The sequence below is a fragment of the Paracoccus sp. SJTW-4 genome, from assembly GCF_047716885.1.
Classification (GTDB): Bacteria; Pseudomonadota; Alphaproteobacteria; order Rhodobacterales; family Rhodobacteraceae; genus Paracoccus; species Paracoccus solventivorans.
This window is the reverse complement of record NZ_CP136681.1, coordinates 760166-777507: the sequence shown is the minus strand read 5'-3', so window position 1 is coordinate 777507 and position 17342 is coordinate 760166. Positions and strand designations below refer to the sequence as shown.

The window sequence follows — 17342 nt, the reverse complement described above, 5'->3', positions numbered from 1 at the left end:
CTATCCTCCGATCGTGATCGCCTCGGCGACCAGCGCATCCTGTTCCGCCTTGTGGCGGCTGGCCAGCCCCGTCGCGACCGAGGCCTGCGCCACCCGCCCGACATAGCGGGCGCGCGGGTGGTCGGCGCCGACGCGGTTCAGCACCCATTCCAGGTTCGGCTCGACAAAGCTCCAGCCGCCCTGGTTCTTGGGCTCTTCCTGGCACCAGACGATCTCGGCGTGGCGGAAGCGTTCCAGCTCCTTGGTCAGCGACTGCGCCGGGAAGGGGTAGAACTGTTCCAGCCGCAGCAGATAGACGTCATCGGCCCCGGCCTCGTTCCGCGCCGCCAACAGGTCGTAGTAGACCTTGCCCGAGCAGATCACCACGCGGCGGATCCGTTCGTCGGGCGCCAGCTGGAAATCGACCGTGCCGCGCTGCGCGTCGTCGTGCAGCACCCGGTGGAAGGTCGAGCCGGTCAGGAACTCGGCCGCGGTCGAGACCGCCTGCGGGTGGCGCAGCAGCGATTTCGGCGTCATCAGCATCAGCGGCTTGCGGAACGGCCGGTGGATCTGGCGGCGCAGGATGTGGAAATAGTTGGCCGGGGTGGTCAGGTTGGCCACGATCCAGTTGTCCTCGGCGCACATCTGCAGCCAGCGTTCCAGCCGGGCCGAGGAGTGTTCCGGGCCCTGGCCCTCGAAGCCGTGCGGCATCAGCACCACCAGCCCCGACATCCGCAGCCATTTCTTTTCGCCCGACGAGATGAACTGGTCGAACATGATCTGCGCGCCGTTGGCGAAGTCGCCGAACTGCGCCTCCCACATGGTCAGGGCGTTGGGTTCGGCCATGGAATAGCCGTATTCGAAACCCAGCACCGCGTATTCCGACAGCATCGAGTCGATGACCTCGTAGCGGGCCTGACCGTCGCGGATGTGGTTCAGCGGATAGTGGCGTTCCTCGGTGGCCTGATCGACAAAGGCAGAGTGCCGCTGGCTGAAGGTGCCGCGGGCGCTGTCCTGGCCGGCCAGCCGGACGGGATGGTTTTCCAGCAGCAGGCTGCCGAAGGCCAGCGCCTCGCCGGTGGCCCAGTCGAAGCCCTGTCCGGTCTCGAACATCTGCTTCTTGGCTTCCAGCAGGCGGGCGACGGTGCGGTGCAGGTTGAACCCTTCGGGCACGCGGGTCAGCGCCGCGCCGACATCGGCCATGGTCTCGGCCGAGATGCAGGTCTCTCCGGGGTGATAATCCTCGCCCTCGGCAGTCAGCCCGGCCCATTTGCCGTCCAGCCAGTCGGCCTTGTTGGGCTTGAAGTTCTTGCCGGCCTCGAACTCCTCGTTCAGATGCGCCTGGAACGCGGCCTTGAGATCCTCGATCTCGCCCTCGGGGATCAGCCCGTCCTTGACCAGCCGCTCGGTATACAGCTGCAGCGTGGTCTTGTGGGACTTGATTTCCTTGTACATCACCGGGTTGGTGAACATGGGCTCGTCGCCCTCGTTGTGACCGAAGCGGCGATAGCAGAAGATGTCGATCACCACGTCCTTGTGGAACTTCTGCCGGAACTCGGTCGCGACGCGGGCGGCATGGACCACCGCTTCGGGGTCGTCGCCGTTGACGTGGAAGATCGGCGCCTCGACCATCAGCGCGATGTCGGTCGGATAGGGCGAGGTGCGGCTGAAATGCGGCGCGGTGGTGAAGCCGATCTGGTTGTTCACCACGATGTGGATACAGCCGCCGGTGCGGTGGCCGCGGATTCCCGACAGCTGCAGGCACTCGGCCACCACGCCCTGGCCGGCGAAGGCCGCATCCCCGTGCAGCAGCACCGGCAGGCAGGCGATGCGTTCCTCGGTGTCGTGCATCTGGTCCTGCTTGGCGCGGACCTTGCCCAGCACCACCGGGTTCACCGCCTCAAGATGCGAGGGGTTGGCGGTCAGCGACAGGTGCACCTCGTTGTTGTCGAAGACCCGGTCCGAACTGGCGCCAAGGTGATATTTCACGTCGCCCGAGCCGTCCACGTCCTCGGGCTTGTAGCTGCCGCCCTGGAACTCGTGGAAGATCGCGCGATAGGGCTTGCCCATCACATTGGCCAGCACCGACAGCCGGCCGCGGTGCGGCATCCCGATCACGATGTCCTTGACCCCCAGCGCGCCGCCGCGCTTGATGATCTGTTCCATCGCCGGGATCAGCGCCTCGCCGCCGTCAAGGCCAAAGCGCTTGGTGCCCATGTACTTGACATGCAGGAACTTTTCGAAGCCTTCGGCCTCGACCAGCTTCTTGAGGATGGCGCGCCGGCCTTCCTGGGTGAACTGGATTTCCTTGCCGTAGCCCTCGATCCGCTCTTTCAGCCAGGCGGATTGCTCGGGGTCGGAAATATGCATGAACTGCAGCGCGAAAGTGCCGCAATAGGTGCGCTTCATCAGCTCGGTGATCTGGCGGATCGAGGCGACCTGCAGCCCCAGCACGTTGTCGATGAAGATCGGCCGGTCGAGATCGCTGGCGGTAAAGCCGTAGGTGGCGGGGTCGAGCTCGCCCAGCGGCGGCATCTCGCGCATCCCCAGCGGGTCGAGATCGGCGAACAGATGCCCGCGGATGCGATAGGCGCGGATCAGCATGATCGCGCGCACGCTGTCCAGCACCGCGCGGCGCAGCTGCTCGTCCGACAGCGACACGCCCTTTTCGGCGGCCTTGGCGGCGATCTTGTCCTGCGCGCCCTTGGCTTCGGCCTTTGCCGCCGGCCATTCGCCGGTCAGCGCGGCGGTGTTGTCGTCGGCGGGCAGCGGCGGCCAGTCGCGGCGGGCCCAGCTGGCCCCCTGCGCCTCGCGGGTGACGGACGAAAGATCGTCGCCGAGGCTGCGGAAATACTCGTCCCAGGCCTGGTCGACGGCCGCGGGGTCGTTGGCCCACTGGCCATAAAGCTGTTCCACCCAGGCGGCGTTCGCGCCCTGAAGGAACGAGCTGTCACGGAAGGCGGCGTTGGGGGATTGATCGTTCATCGCGCTAGAGCCCTGCTGAACCGGTCTTGTTGAAGCGGCGCCGCACGAGCACCGGGCGGCACCCGGTCGTCCATCCGCCCCAGACTAGGCCGGGGCGGACCATCCTCCAATAGGCTTACCTGCCCATGGCCTTGAGCACCGCTTCGCCCAGCCCGGCGGGGCTGTCGGCGACGATGATGCCGGCCTCTTTCATCGCGGCGATCTTGGATTCCGCGTCACCCTTGCCGCCCGAGACGATGGCCCCGGCGTGGCCCATGCGGCGGCCGGGGGGGGCGGTGCGCCCGGCGATGAAGCCGGCGGTGGGCTTCCAGCGGCCGCGCTTCTTCTCGTCGGCCAGGAACTGGGCGGCCTCTTCCTCGGCGGAACCGCCGATCTCGCCGATCATGATGATCGATTCGGTTTCCGGGTCGGCCAGGAACATCTCGAGCACGTCGATATGCTCCATCCCCTTGATCGGATCGCCGCCGATACCGACCGCCGAGGACTGGCCCAGCCCCACGTCCGAGGTCTGCTTGACCGCCTCATAGGTCAGGGTGCCGGACCGCGAGACCACGCCGACCGAGCCGCGCTTGAAGATCGAGCCGGGCATGATGCCGATCTTGCATTCGTCGGGGGTCATGATGCCGGGGCAGTTCGGCCCGATCAGGCGGCTGGCCGAACCTTCCAGCGCGCGCTTGACCCGCATCATGTCCAGCACCGGAATGCCTTCGGTGATGCAGACGATCAGCGGGATTTCCGCGTCGATCGCTTCCAGGATCGAGTCGGCCGCGAAGGGCGGCGGCACATAGATCACGCTGGCGTTGGCGCCGGTGCGCGCGACCGCCTCGTGGACCGAGTTGAAGACCGGCAGGTCCAGATGGGTGGTGCCGCCCTTGCCCGGCGTCACGCCGCCGACCATCTGCGTGCCATAGGCGATCGCCTGCTCGGTGTGGAAGGTGCCTTGGGATCCGGTGATCCCCTGGCAGATGACCTTGGTGTTTTTGTCAACGAGAACGGCCATGTTTTCCGTGTCCTTCGTTCAATGCTGAATCAGCGCTGCATCAGCGCCAGTATGATTTCGTTGTCGTGGGGGCCGAGAGGGTTGCGGGTGATGCCGATCCCTTCGCCGGGGCGACGGCCGGTCACCCAGATCTCGGATGCGCCAGAGTTCCTGACCTTTACCGCCTGCGGGAACCACGTGCCGATGGCGGCGTGGATGGCGACGGTCTGGCCGGTCGAGGCCCGTGCCCCCACCGCGCAGGATCTTCCGTCGCGGGTCAGGCGGACCAGCGGTCGCCGGTCGTTGGTCACGAAGTCCCGCACCCCTCGGCGCCAGCCCCCGGCCGGGACATATCCGGCCGCGCGCAGTCGCGCCGAGCGGGATGCGGGGTCGGCAGCGCCTTCCAGGCAAAATTGCTGGAACACCCGGACCAGACGCCAGCCTTCGGCCTTGTTGACCGCCACGCGGGGCGAGGTGTTGGCCAGTTCCTGCCGCTCGGCAAAGGTCGAATCGTCGTCGCCGCTGCAAGCGGCCAGCGCCGCCAGCGACAGCGCCGACAATCCGACCCGCAGAGCAGCCCGGCCCTGCATCAGCCCTTGACCGCCTTGACGATCTTCTGCGCGCCGTCCTTCAGGTCGTCGGCGGCGATCACGTTCAGGCCGGATTCGGCGATGATCTTCTTGCCCAGCTCGACGTTCGTGCCCTCGAGCCGCACGACCAGCGGGACCTGCAGCCCGACTTCCTTCACCGCGGCGATGATGCCCTCGGCGATGATGTCGCAGCGCATGATGCCGCCGAAGATATTGACCAGGATGCCTTTGACGTTCGGGTCCGAGGTGATGATCTTGAACGCCTCGGTCACCTTTTCCTTGGTGGCGCCGCCGCCGACGTCCAGGAAGTTCGCCGGTTCCGCACCATACAGCTTGATGATGTCCATCGTCGCCATGGCGAGGCCCGCGCCGTTCACCATGCAGCCGATCTCGCCGTCCAGCGCGATGTAGTTGAGGTCGTATTTCGAGGCTTCGAGTTCCTTGGGGTCTTCCTCGGTCTCGTCGCGCAGCGCCAGGATGTCCTTTTGGCGGTAGAGCGCGTTGTTGTCGAAGCCGACCTTGGCGTCCAGCACCTTCAGTTGGCCCTGCTCGGTGACGATCAGCGGGTTGATCTCAAGCATCTCCATGTCCTTCTCGACGAAGGCCTTGTAGAGCAGCTTGACCAGCGCGCCGCATTGCTTGACCAGATCGCCCTCCAGCCCCAGCGCAAAGGCGACGCGGCGGCCGTGGAAATCCGACAGGCCCGAGGCCGGGTCGACGCTGAACGAGACGATCTTTTCCGGGGTCGAGGCCGCGACTTCCTCGATGTCCATGCCGCCCTCGGTCGAGGCGACGAAGCTGATGCGCGAGGTCGAGCGGTCGACCAGCAGCGCCAGATACAGCTCGCGCGCGATGTCGCTGCCGTCTTCCAGGTAGATCCGGTTCACCTGCTTGCCGGCGGGGCCGGTCTGGTGGGTGACCAGCGTGTTGCCCAGCATCTGGCGGACGTTCTCGACCACCTCGTCCACGGATTTGGCCAGCCGCACGCCGCCCTTGTCGCCGGCCTCGGGCTCTTTGAAGCGGCCCTTGCCGCGGCCGCCCGCATGGATCTGCGACTTGACGACCCACAGCGGGCCGGGCAGTTCACGGGCCTTGGTCGCCGCGTCGTCGACGGTAAGGACCGCGCGGCCCTCGGACACCGGGGCGCCATATTGCTTCAGCAGCGCCTTGGCCTGGTATTCGTGGATGTTCATGGGAACCTCGCAAGGAAACTCGCCCACTCCCTTGGCACAAGCTGCGGGCAAAGCAAGCGCGACGGCGGGGATTCGGCGGGCTTCCGCCGTTTTGCCAGCTTCCGTGATCACAGGCTGCGCGCGTGTGATCACAAGCCCGCATACCGTGGCATCCAAGGGGTGCGGGGGCTTGTCGCACCCCCGATGCGGGCGCCGGATCGGGCGCTGGATCATGCGGCCATCGGCACCCCCTCGGGCATCGGAAGCACGTCGCCCAGCAGGTCGCGGCGCAGCACCGCCGCGATGCGCGCCGCCGCCCTGCCGTCGCCATAGGGCGAGTGGTGGCGCGCCATCGCCGCATGGGCGGCGGGGTCGTCCAGCAGCTGTTGCGCGGCGGCGCGGATGGTCTCGGTCTCGGTACCGACCAGCCGGGTGACGCCGGCCATCACCGCCTCGGGGCGTTCCGTCGTGTCGCGCAGCACCAGCACCGGCTTGCCAAGCGCCGGCGCCTCTTCCTGCACCCCGCCCGAATCCGACAGGATCAGCGTGGCGCGCTGCATGGCGCCGACAAAGGCGGCGTAATCCAGCGGCTCGCACAGGATCACCCGCTCTGCCGTGGCGAAGCGGGCGCGGATCACCTCGCGCACGTTGGGGTTGTGGTGGACCGGCAGCACCATCTGCACCTCGGGGTTGTCCCGGATCAGCGCCGCCAGCGCGTCGCAGATCCGCTGCAGGGGCGCGCCGAAGTTCTCGCGCCGGTGCAGGGTGACCAGCAGCATCCGCCGCGCCGGATCCAGCCCCAGCCCGGGGTCGGGGGCGGTGGCCGCGACATGGTGCAGCGCGTCGATCACGGTGTTGCCGGTGATGTGGATGCGGGCGCCGTCGTGCCCCTCGGCCAGCAGCCGGTCGGCGGCCAGCCCGGTGGGCGCGAAATGCCAGCGGGAGAGCTGGCTGGCGACGACGCGGTTCATTTCCTCGGGGAAGGGGCTGTCGAGGTCGCCGGTGCGCAGCCCGGCCTCGACATGGCCGAAGGGGATGCGCTCGTGGAACGCGGCCAGCGCCGTGGCCAGCACGGTGGTGGTGTCGCCCTGCGCCAGCACCGCGTCGGGTCGCTCGCGGGCCAGCACCTCTTCCAGCCGCAGCAGCAGCCGCCCGGTCAGCCCGCTGAGCGTCTGGCCGGGCTGCATGATGTCCAGGTCGATATCGGGAATGATCCCGAAGATGCCGAGCACCTGGTCCAGCATCTGGCGATGCTGGGCGGTGGCCAGCACCCGGCAGTCGAAATCCGGGTCGGCCTGCAGGGCGCGGATGAGCGGTGCCATCTTGATCGCCTCGGGGCGGGTGCCGATGGTGCAGAGGATCTTCTTCATGGCCGGTGGTCCCTGGAAATCAGCGCCGAGGCGCGGTCGTAAAGTGCAAGGTCCTGCGCATTGGCGCGGACCAGCCGGTCGCGCAGCGCCTGGGGCAGGGGGTCGAGCACTGCCGCGACCTGGGCGTCTGTCGAGCCGGCGTCCTGCCGTGTGACGTTGTGGCGGGTCTGGGCGGGCAGGGTCAGCGCCAGCCCGTGGTCAGCGAGGATGGCGCCGAAGCGGGCCACGTCGCTTTCGAAACTCTCGGCCCGGCCCAGCAACTCGACCCCCGCCAGCATCCGCAGCGCGGTGGCGAGGTCGTAGTCGATGCCGGTGCCGCTGCGGCGCAGCAGCGGCCGGTTGCGGAACGGCGCGGCCAGGAAGCGGGTCTGCGCGTTCGAGACATGCACGGTCTCGGCCGGGGTCGCCAGGCAATGCGCCACCCAGCCGGCGAAGTCATGCTGCCGCGCCGCAATCCCGGTCGAGGTCATGTCGACGGGCGGCGGCTCGGCCAGCCCGCAATCCGCCAGCGCCGCCGGCAATTCGCCGGGCGGCAGCGCCGCCAGCGGCACCCCGTCGCCACGCTCCGGCCCGCGCTTGAAGCGGTAGATCGAGGCGATCCGCAGGAACGGGTTGCGCAGGAACAGCGCCGCGAACACCCGATACTCCAGCGACGAGGGCTGCGGCAGCACCACCTGATGCGAGGAGAACGCCACCGTGTCCGGCCGGCGCATGATGATCCGGTCCAGCTGTTCCTGGTCGATGGTGAAGAACGGATAGGGCCCGTCGAAACATTCGTGCCGCGCCCCGAAGTTGTGGCGCAGCACATGGTCGAACGAGGTGCCGGCGTTCTTGTAGAGATGGTAGTGCACGATCACCGGCCGCGGCCCCGGTTGAGGGGCGGGCGCCGGTCCGGCAGGGCGATTCTGTTGGCTTCGGGTCCACATGATCTGAACCTGCCACGCAAGGATGAAGATCCGGTTAAGCGGGCTCAGCGCGCGGGCAGGCTGCCGGCGGGGCGGCGCTCGCGATAGCGATGCGGGGTCCATGCCCCCCAGCGCCCCTCGAAGATCGCGCGGTTACGGGCGAACAGCGCCTGTTTTTCACCGGACGGCAGGGCGCCGAAGCTGGCGGAAAGATGGTGGTGGCAGAACGCATCCTCGGCCAGCGCCATCCCCAGCCCGGCGGCGCGGAAGGTCGCGCAATGGTCGTCGTCCTCGAACATGCCGCGGCCGTAGATTTCCGGCAGATGCCCCAGCCGGTCGAGGTCTTCGCGCCGGAACATCGCGCAGAAATAGGCGCAGACCCGCAGCGGGGTCGCGCGGCCGCGGTGGCCGGTGGCCAAGGCGCGCGCAGCCAGGGCCATCTGCTCCATGTCGGCATAGGCGATCTCGACCCGGGCCTCGTTGCCGATGTTGTTGGTCAGGGGCCCGACGATGCCGATCTGCGGGTTGCGCTGCAGGTGGCGCAGCATCGCCAGCAGCGCCCCGGGCGCGAGGAAGGTGTCGTTGTTCAGCAGCACCACATATTCGCCGCGCGCCGCCGCGATGCCGCGGTTGTTGCCCCCCGCAAAGCCCAGATTCCGGTCGTTTTCGACCAACAGGATGCGCGGATCGGCGGCAGCGCGGGCCCGCAGCACCTCGCGCACCGGCGGCGCCGAGCCGTTGTCGACCAGCACCACCTCGAGATTGGGATAGACCTCGCCGCGCCCCAGCAGCGCGTGCAGCGCCGCCAGCGTCATGTCGGTGTCGTCGCCGTAATGCAGCACGATCACCGACAGCAGCGGCTCGTCCCGCATATGGGACAGCATATCGGCGGCGCGGAAATCCCAGGCATTCTCAAGCGCATAGCGCCGCAACCTTGCCGCAAAATTTGCATCGCGCGCCAGAGGCGCGGCCCGGCGGATGGCGGCGGCGAACTCCTCGGGAGAGTCGGCGCGCAGCACCAGATCGCCGGCCCGCGCCAGTTCCGGCAGCGAGGTCGAGACCGTCGGCCGTCCCACCGCCGCATATTCGTAGAACTTGACCGGATCGCAGGCCTTGATGATCGGCAGCAGCTGGAAGGGGATGATCAGCGCCTCCATCTGCTGCAGGAACGCCGGCACGTCGGCATAAGGGATTTCCCCGTGCAGCGTGACGTTGTCGAGCCTGCCCAGCCGCAGCGGCGGCTCGGCCGTGACCGCGCCGCACAGGTGGATGTCGAAATCCGGGTTGGCGCGGGCGACGCGTTCCAGCAGGTCGCTGTCGAACCACTCGGCGATCGCGCCGACATAGCCGACCCGGATCGCCCCCGGGCGCAACGGACCCAGCCAGTCCGGCGCGGGCTCGTCATGGTTGCGGATGAAATGGCTGACATCGGTGCCGTTGCGCACCAGCGCCACCTCGCGCAGCGGACCGAAGCGGTCGGCCAGATACTGCGAGCTGACCACCATCTTGTCGACGCTGGCCGCCATCTCGTGCTCGGCTGTGAGCACCTGTGGCTCGGTGTTCGAGAACCCGCCGATGTCGTCCATGCAGTCGAAGGTCAGCTGGAACTCGGGCGACAGGTGGCGGGCGAGATGCCACCAATAGGGGTGCTGGATCACCACATGGCTGACCGGCGAGGCGCCCACCGCATCGGCCAGCGCGTGGAAATGATCGACCCAGGCCCGCGCCTGCGCGGCCGAGGGCACGCCGGTATAGGCCGCGATCCCGCGCATCCCCCGCAAGGGCAGGCGGATGGCATGGACCCCCGGCGCAACCTCGCGCGCGCTGCCGTTTCCGGGCGAGCTTTCCATTTCCAGATAGAACACCCGGTGGCCGGCGGTGGCCATGCGGGTGGCCAGATGCTGCGGGCGCTGGGTGCGGAAATCCCAGCCGATGATCGAGAGGATGAAGATGTCGGGCTTGTCGCCCTGGCGCGGCGGGATGCCGGCATAGCCGCAGCCGGGCGCGGTCGGGGGGGCTTCGGCAAAGGCCAGCGCGCGCGGGATCCCGCCCGGTTGCGGCAGCTGCCGGCGCAGCCGCTCGACCGCCGGCCCGGGCAGCACCCGGCGCAGCGCCCGCCCGCCGGCGCGCCAGGCACGGCGGTAGATCGGCTTGAGCACGGTCAGCCGCTCACGGTTCAGCCAGTCCGCGGTCTCGGCCAGCACCCGCTCGGTCGCGGCAAGATGCCCGCGCAGCCGCGCCTCATGCTCGCGCAGCTCGGCGAGGGTCTGGGCCTGCTGCTCGGCCTGCTCGGCCAGCTCGTCGCGCTGCGCCTCGGCAGCGGCCGCACGGTCGCGGCTGGCGGCGGCATCGGCCAGCGCGGCGTCGCGCTGCGCACTGGCGTCGGCAAGCTGCGTGGCCAGCGTGGCCGCCGCTTCGTCGTTCTGCGCCCGTGCTGCGACCAGCGCGGCAGAGGCGGCATCGCGCTGCGCCGCGATGTCCGCCTGCACGGCAACGGCCTGGTCGCGCTGCACCTCGGTCGCCTGCAGCTGCGCCGTCAGGAGGGCAATGGATTCGCCCCGTTGCGCCTCGGTTGCTTCCAGCCGCGCCGTCAGCGTCGCCACTGCGTCCCGTTGCGCTTCGGTCGCCTGCAGTTGCGCTGTCAGAAGGGCGATGGATTCGTCCCGCTGCGCCTCGGTCGCTTCCAGCCGTGCCGTCAGTACCGCCACCGCCTCATCTCGCTGCACCTCGGTCGCTGCCAGCTGCGCGCGTAGCGCGGCAAGCCCCCGGTCCCGCTGGGCCTCGGTGGCGGCAAGCTGCTCGCTGCGCGCCGCCAGCGCCTCGTGCAGCGCCGCGGCAGAGCGGTGGCCGGCGCGCAAGGCTGCGGCCGAGGCGGCCTCGACCTCGGCGGCGACTGCGGCCAGCGCATCATGGCGCAGGCGGAACCCGGCCAGCGCGGCTTCGCCGGGGAAGTTCTTCATCACCGAAATATCCTCGGGGGTCCGGGGGCAGACAGCCCCCGGTCCGACATCGCCCATGGACCCCGACAGCGCCCGGTAAAGCGCCCCCGCCAGCCGCGCGGCGGGCGTGTCGGGCAGCGGCGCGCCCGCCCCATGCACCGCCGCCGGCAGGAACATCGCCGCGGCCTGCGCCTGTGTGGCCGCGTCAGCCTCGCTGCCGCACAGCGCCCCGATCCGGGCCAGCGTCGCCCCCGGATCGGCGGTCCAGCCCGGGAAGGGCACCAGCAGCCGCGGCATTTCCCGGCCGTGCTCCAGCACCGACAGCATGTGCTGGACCCAGGACAGCATCGCCATCTCGGCGCCGGTGCGGTTGCGGCGGGCCAGCGACTGCGCGACCTCGGCCGGGTCGCGCAGGGCGATCAGCAGCGCCGCGCCGATTCCGCGCGCGTCGAGCCAGGCTCGCCACAGCGGCAGGGTCAGCGACAGCCGCGGGTCCTTGATCACGATGCGCCGCGCGGTGCCGAAGCTTTCCGCCACCGCCGCGTCCATCCGCGCCAGCAGCGCCGCGTCGGGGGCGGGCAGGTCCAGCCGTCCGGCGCGCAGCCAGACCGCGCCCTGCTGCGCCAGGATCGCGTCGTTCAGCGCCACCACCGCGCGTGGCTCGAAATGCCCACGCGGGTTGTCGGGGGCGGGGCCGCCCGCATCACGCGGCAGCGCCAGCCCCAGCGCCCCGCAGCATTCGCCCAGATATGAGGTGCCGCTGCGGTGCATCCCCGCGATCAGCAGCGCAAAGTCGGTCCTGCCCAATGTCCTGCCCGAAACCATGGTCTTTCGGGCAGGCTAGCGGCGGCGGGTTAATTTCCCCTTAACGGCAGCTCAGATCTCGCCCTCGGCGCGCAGCCCGTCGAACACCTGTTCCAGCGCGCGGTCGAGCTTCTGGAACATCTCGTCCATCTGCGCGTCGGTCAGGATGAAGGGCGGGCACAGCACGATCGACTGCCCCAGCGGCCGGCAGATCAGCCCCAGGTCGGTGCAGGTGTTGGCGATGCGCTCGCTGACCGAGAGATGCGGCGGGAAGGGCTGGCGGGTCTCGGCGTCCTTCACCGCCTCGAGCGCCCACATGAAGCCGACGCCGCGCAGCTCGCCGATGTTCTCGTGGCGCTGCATGATGTCGCGCAGGCCGGCCTCCATCCGCGGGGCCTTGTCGATGACGTTCTGCGCCAGCCCCTCGTTCATCACCACGTCGATCGCCTTCAGCGCGATGGCGCAGCCGACCGGGTGGCCCGAGGCGGTGAAGCCGTGCGGAAACTCCTCGATCGGGGCGATGGCGGCGTCGAGCCGGTCCGAAAGCTCCGGGCCGAGGATCACCGCCCCCATCGGGAAGAACCCGGCGGTCAGGTTCTTGGACGAGATGATCGCGTCGGGGGTAAAGCCATAGGTCTCGCAACCCCAGGTATTGCCGGTGCGGCCGAACCCGCAGATCACCTCGTCCGAGATCACCGGGATCCCGTGTTTCTTCAGGATCGGCACCAGCGCCTGGAAATACCCCTGCGCCGGCGGGATCACGCCCCCCGCGCCCTGCACCGGCTCGGCAAAGAACCCGGCGATGGTGTCGGCGCCTTCGCGGGCGATCACCTCCTCCAGCTCGGCGGCGAGGCGGGCGACGAACTCGGCCTCGGATTCGCCGGGTTTGCCCTCGCGCCAGAAATGCGGGCAGGTCAGGTGGATGAAGCCGGGCAGCGGCAGGCCGAACACCTCGTTATAGGGCTTGCCGGTCATGCTGGCGGACACGGCGGTGACGCCGTGATAGGCGTTCCAGCGGGTCAGGATCTTGCGGCGGTTCGGGTTGCCCTCGGCCCGGTGCAGGAACCACAGCATCTTGACCATGGTGTCGTTCGCCTCGGACCCCGAGTTGGTATAGAAGACCTTGCCCCGCGCGAAGGGAGAGACCTCAACCAGCTTTTCGGACAGCATCACCGTCTGGTCGGACATGCGCCCGAAGAATGCGTGATAGCCGGGAAAGCGGTCGTATTGCGCCTTGGCGGCCTCGGTCAGGCCCTTGTGGTCAAAGCCCGCGACCATGTTCCACAGGCCCGAATTGGCATCCAGCCAGCGCCGCCCCTGGGTGTCGATGACATAGGGCCCCTCGCCATGGGTCAGCACGATGGTGCCGCGCCGCTCCACGCTGGGCAGGTCGGTAAAGCCGAACATCGACACGGTTTCGGCGCGGGCCGACCAGCTTTTCTCGTCCATGATGCAAACACCTCTCTCTGGTTGGGATCAGGCTAGCGCCGCCGTGGCGCGGGTTCAACGCGGCAAGGGGCGGCAGAATGGCCGGTCGCGCCGGCAGGCTGCCGGGCGGGCGCGGGTCATCCCTTGGTCTTGGGTGCCGGCGGCAGTGCTGGATCGGGGCGGCGGCCGCGGGCAGGCTGGGCGGATGATGTCCCTGTCTCGCACCCGTGCGCTTGTCTGCGTGGCTGCCCTTGCGGCCCTCACCGCCGGACCGGCAGCGGCCGAGGTGGTGGCGCTGCTGCCGGTCAAGTTCCTCGACACCTCGGGCGAGGCCGCGGACCAGGGCGCGGCGCATCTGGCGCGGCTGGAGGATTTCGGCGCCACGCTGGCCGAGGAAATGGCGGCCGGGCAGGGCGCCAGCATCGCCCGCATCGACGCCGCCACCGTCGCTGCCGCCTGCTCGCCCGAAACCCCGGAATGTCTGGTGGCCCTTGCCCGCGACCAGGGCGCCGAGCGGGCGCTGTTCGTCGTCGTGCTCAAGACCAGCACGCTGATCATGCAGGGCTTCGCTACGCTGGTCGACACGAAGGCCGAGACCGTCACCGCACAGCGCGACCTGAGCTTTCGCGGCGATTCCGACGACAGCTGGACCCGCGCCGCCCGCTTCCTGGCCCGCGACCTGCGTTAAGCGGCGCGGGTTCCCATGGCCCGCCCGGGCCGCTATATGTGCCGGGTTCGACCGGCCGGCATATCGCGGCCAGCATAAGGGCAGGGCGCGCCATGACCGACCAGACGCCGAAGAAGCTGTTCATCAAGACCTACGGCTGCCAGATGAACGTCTATGACAGCCAGCGCATGGCCGAGGCCATGGGCGCCGAGGGCTATGTCCAGACCGACCGCGCCGAAGATGCCGACATGGTGCTGCTGAACACCTGCCATATCCGCGAGAAGGCGGCCGAGAAGCTGTATTCCGACCTGGGCCGGCTGCGGCCGCTGAAGGGCGCGCGCCCGGATCTCAAGATCGGGGTCGCCGGCTGCGTGGCGCAGGCCGAGGGCGAAGAGATCATCCGCCGCGCGCCGCTGGTCGATCTGGTCGTGGGCCCGCAGTCCTATCACAACCTGCCCGCCATGGTGCGCGGCGAGGCCCCGGCCGTGAACACCGAGTTCCCGCCCGAGGACAAGTTCGACCACCTGCCGCAACGCCGCGCCACCCGCCGCGCGCCCGCGGCCTTCCTGACCGTGCAGGAGGGCTGCGACAAATTCTGCGCCTTTTGCGTGGTCCCCTATACCCGCGGGGCCGAGGTCAGCCGCCCCATGGCCCGCATCATGGCCGAGGCGCGCGACCTGGTGGCGCGCGGCGTGCGCGAGATCACCCTGCTGGGCCAGAACGTCAACGGCTGGCACGGCGAGGGGGGCGAGGGTTTCGGCGCGCTGATCCGGCAGCTGGCGGGGATCGAGGGGCTGGACCGCATCCGCTACACCACCAGCCACCCCAACGACATGGGTGACGACCTGATCGAGGCGCATCGCGACATCCCGCAGCTGATGCCCTATCTGCACCTGCCGGTGCAGTCGGGGTCGGACCGCATCCTCAAGGCGATGAACCGCAAGCACACGGCCGAGCAGTATCTGCGGCTGATCGACCGCATCCGCGCCGCCCGGCCCGACATCATGCTGACCAGCGACTTCATCGTCGGCTTCCCCGGCGAAAGCGATCAGGACCACGCGGCCACGCTGCGGCTGGTGGAACAGGTCGGCTTCGGCACCGCCTTCAGCTTCAAGTATTCGCCGCGCCCCGGGACACCTGCCTTCGGGCGCGAGATGGTTGCCGATGAAATCGCCGACGCGCGGCTGCAGGAACTGCAGGCGCTGCTGGACCGCCAGCAGAAGGCCGCGCAGGAATCCATGGTCGGGCGCACCCTGGGGGTGCTGTTCGAGAAACCCGGCCGGATGCCGGGGCAGATGGTCGGCAAGTCGGACTATCTGCACTCGGTCTTCGTCCACGCGCCCGAGGTGGCGCCGGGCGAGCTGCTGCAGGTGCGGATCAAGGCCAGCGCGCCGAACTCGCTTGAAGGCGAGCTGGTCTGACGCTGATCTTGTGAAGACCTGGCGCGGCTGCGCCCCGTGGGCGCAGCCGGACGGGGGCTGTCTGCCCCCGCGAGGCCTGCGGCCTCTTCCCCCGAGGATATTTTCGACCGCCCGAATCCTCGCCCGCGGGAATAGTCGGGGGCGGATTCTTCCTTGTGCAAATATCCTCGGGGGTCCGGGGGCGGACAGCCCCCGGTCCGGCCGTGCCGCCGGCAGAACGCTCAGAAGCCGAGGTCGTCGGTGCCTTTCAGGTCCAGGATCTCGCGCGCCTCTTCCGGCGAGGCGATCTCCAGCCCCAGCCCTTCGATGATCTGGCGCACCAGCCGCACCTGCTGGGCATTGGTCTCGGCCAGCTTGCCGGGCCCGGCCCACAGCGAATCCTCCAGCCCGACGCGGACATGGCCGCCCATCGCCGCCGCCATCGCCGCGATCGGCAGCTGGTTGCGGCCCGCGCCCAGCACCGACCAGCGATAGTTGTCGCCGAACAGCCGGTCAGCGGTGCGCTTCATGTGCATCACGTCGTCGGGGTGGGCGCCGATCCCGCCCATCAGCCCGAACACGGTCTGGATGAACAGCGGTCCCTTGACGATGCCGCGGTCGTAGAAATGCTTGAGGTTGTAGAGATGCGAGGTGTCGTAGCACTCGAACTCGAACCGCGTGCCGTTGGCGCCCAGGTCCGTCATCACCTTTTCCAGGTCGCCGAAGGTGTTGCGGAACACGATGTCGCGGTTGCCCAGATAGGTCTTTTCCCATTCGTGCTTCAGCTTGCCCTCGAAGCGGTCGAGCATCGGGAACAGGCCGAAGTTCATGGTGCCCATGTTCATCGAGGCGACCTCGGGGCGGTAGGTCGCGGCGGGGCGCATCCGCTCCTCGATGGTCATGGTGGGGGCGCCGCCGGTGGTCAGGTTCACGATCACCGGCGAGCGCTGCTTGATGACCTGCAGGAAGGGCAGGAACGCCTCGGGCGACTGGTCGGGACTGCCGTCCTGCGGGTTGCGGGCGTGCAGGTGGACGATGGCGGCGCCGGCCTCGGCCGCGCCGATCGCGGCCTCGGCGATCTCGGACGGGGTCACCGGCAGATGGGGCGACATCGACGGAGTATGGATGGCGCCGGTCACGGCACAGGTGATGATCGTCTTGCGGGGAGTCTTGGCCATGATGGGTCAGTCCTTGTCGGTCTTGGAATCGGTTCGGAAACGAAGATGGCGGTCCAGCGCCGCCAGCTCGCGGTCGCGCCAGGCGGTGCGGTCACGGATAGCCTGCGGATCGGTCTCGGGGAAGGCGGCGGCGACGATGGCGGCGGCACGTTCCGAAAACGCCTCGGACCCCGCGCCGTCGTCGGCCAGCCGCCCCATGGTCGGGCCATAGCGGCGCATGTAGTCGTGCACCCCCGCCGGCGCGTTCAGCGAGACGGTTTCCAGCGGCCCCATCAGCGTCCAGCGCCGGCCCAGCCCGTGACGCATGGTGTCGTCGAGCGCCCGCACGGAGCAGACCCCCTCGCCGACCAGCCGCAGCGCCTCGGCCAGCAGCACCGCCTGCAGCCGGTTCAGCACGAAGCCGGGGATTTCCCGGTTCAGCACCGCCGGCACCTGCCCGGCGGCGCGATAGATCGCCTCGGCCCGCGGCAGCACCCAGGGTTCGGTCTGGGGCGAGGGGCAGAGCTCGACCACCGGCACCACATGCGGCGGGTTGACCGGATGCGCGACGATGCAGCGCCCCGCCCCCGCCAGCCCGACCGCGAATTGCGAGGCGACCAGCGCCGAGGACGACGAGGCGAGGATCACCCCCGGCGCCGCCGCCGCGTCCATGCGGGCGAACAGCTCGCGCTTGATCTCCAGCACCTCGGGGCCGCTTTCCTGCACCAGCGCCACCCCGTTCAGCGCCTGCTCCATGCTGTCGCAGGTGGTGACGCGGGCGGCCGCTTCGGGGTCGTCGCCCGCCTCGAGCAGCATGGCGCGCAGCAGCTCGGGCATCTGGGCGCGCAGCGTCGGGTCGGGGTCCCACAGCTGCACCTGGTGCCCGGCGCGGGCAAAGACGCAGGTCCAGGCCCGGCCGATCAGCCCGGCGCCGACGATGCCGATGATATCCTTGTTGTCCATTCCC

Annotated in this window: 12 protein-coding genes; 2 read left to right on the top strand and 10 right to left on the bottom strand. The window is 69.2% G+C overall.

The window, feature by feature from the left end; all coding sequences use genetic code 11:
- The 8 genes from RSP45_RS03855 to RSP45_RS03820 form a co-directional block, all read right to left on the bottom strand.
- Nucleotides 1-2964, bottom strand: a complete 2964-nt coding sequence (locus RSP45_RS03855) for a 2-oxoglutarate dehydrogenase E1 component (protein ID WP_415393280.1) — start codon at nucleotides 2962-2964, stop codon at nucleotides 1-3.
- Nucleotides 2965-3079: 115 nt separating this feature from the next.
- Nucleotides 3080-3964 (bottom strand): succinate--CoA ligase subunit alpha, encoded by an 885-nt coding sequence (gene sucD / locus RSP45_RS03850; RefSeq protein WP_073062252.1) that lies wholly within the window; start codon nucleotides 3962-3964, stop codon nucleotides 3080-3082.
- Between the two features lie 29 nt (nucleotides 3965-3993).
- Nucleotides 3994-4533 carry a hypothetical protein gene (locus RSP45_RS03845; protein WP_415393279.1) on the bottom strand — a complete coding sequence of 180 codons (540 nt, stop codon included), beginning with the start codon at nucleotides 4531-4533 and terminating at the stop codon, nucleotides 3994-3996.
- On the bottom strand, nucleotides 4533-5726 hold the full coding sequence (gene sucC / locus RSP45_RS03840; RefSeq protein ID WP_324328934.1) for an ADP-forming succinate--CoA ligase subunit beta: 1194 nt from the start codon (nucleotides 5724-5726) through the stop codon (nucleotides 4533-4535). Before sucC ends, RSP45_RS03845 begins: the two co-directional genes overlap by 1 nt.
- A gap of 209 nt (nucleotides 5727-5935) precedes the next feature.
- Nucleotides 5936-7075 (bottom strand): non-hydrolyzing UDP-N-acetylglucosamine 2-epimerase, encoded by a 1140-nt coding sequence (gene wecB, locus RSP45_RS03835; protein ID WP_415393278.1) that lies wholly within the window; start codon nucleotides 7073-7075, stop codon nucleotides 5936-5938.
- On the bottom strand, nucleotides 7072-7932 hold the full coding sequence (locus tag RSP45_RS03830) for a hypothetical protein (RefSeq protein ID WP_415393277.1): 861 nt from the start codon (nucleotides 7930-7932) through the stop codon (nucleotides 7072-7074). The genes wecB and RSP45_RS03830 overlap by 4 nt, the downstream gene beginning before the upstream one ends.
- A 113-nt stretch (nucleotides 7933-8045) precedes the next feature.
- Nucleotides 8046-11726, bottom strand: coding sequence for a glycosyltransferase (locus RSP45_RS03825; RefSeq protein WP_415393276.1), 3681 nt, complete (start codon nucleotides 11724-11726; stop codon nucleotides 8046-8048).
- Nucleotides 11727-11795: 69 nt separating this feature from the next.
- The gene (locus RSP45_RS03820) at nucleotides 11796-13172 is read right to left on the bottom strand and encodes an aminotransferase (RefSeq protein ID WP_415393275.1); all 1377 of its coding nucleotides are present in this window, start codon (nucleotides 13170-13172) and stop codon (nucleotides 11796-11798) included.
- A 184-nt stretch (nucleotides 13173-13356) separates the two neighbouring features.
- Here RSP45_RS03820 and RSP45_RS03815 point away from each other — a divergent pair, with 184 nt between their 5' ends.
- Together RSP45_RS03815 and miaB are read left to right on the top strand one after the other, a co-directional pair.
- Nucleotides 13357-13839: a DUF2380 domain-containing protein gene (locus tag RSP45_RS03815; RefSeq protein ID WP_415393274.1), complete on the top strand. Its 483-nt coding sequence runs from the start codon at nucleotides 13357-13359 to the stop codon at nucleotides 13837-13839.
- Nucleotides 13840-13931: 92 nt separating this feature from the next.
- On the top strand, nucleotides 13932-15239 hold the full coding sequence (miaB, locus tag RSP45_RS03810) for a tRNA (N6-isopentenyl adenosine(37)-C2)-methylthiotransferase MiaB (RefSeq protein ID WP_073062208.1): 1308 nt from the start codon (nucleotides 13932-13934) through the stop codon (nucleotides 15237-15239).
- A gap of 221 nt (nucleotides 15240-15460) precedes the next feature.
- Here the strand turns inward: miaB and RSP45_RS03805 are convergent, their stop codons facing one another.
- Together RSP45_RS03805 and RSP45_RS03800 are read right to left on the bottom strand one after the other, a co-directional pair.
- The gene (locus tag RSP45_RS03805) at nucleotides 15461-16396 is read right to left on the bottom strand and encodes a 3-keto-5-aminohexanoate cleavage protein (protein ID WP_073062203.1); all 936 of its coding nucleotides are present in this window, start codon (nucleotides 16394-16396) and stop codon (nucleotides 15461-15463) included.
- 6 nt (nucleotides 16397-16402) lie between these two features.
- A complete protein-coding gene (locus RSP45_RS03800) occupies nucleotides 16403-17338 on the bottom strand; it encodes a 3-hydroxyacyl-CoA dehydrogenase (protein ID WP_415393273.1) in 936 nt (311 codons plus the stop codon).
- Between the last annotated feature and the right edge of the window lie 4 nt (nucleotides 17339-17342).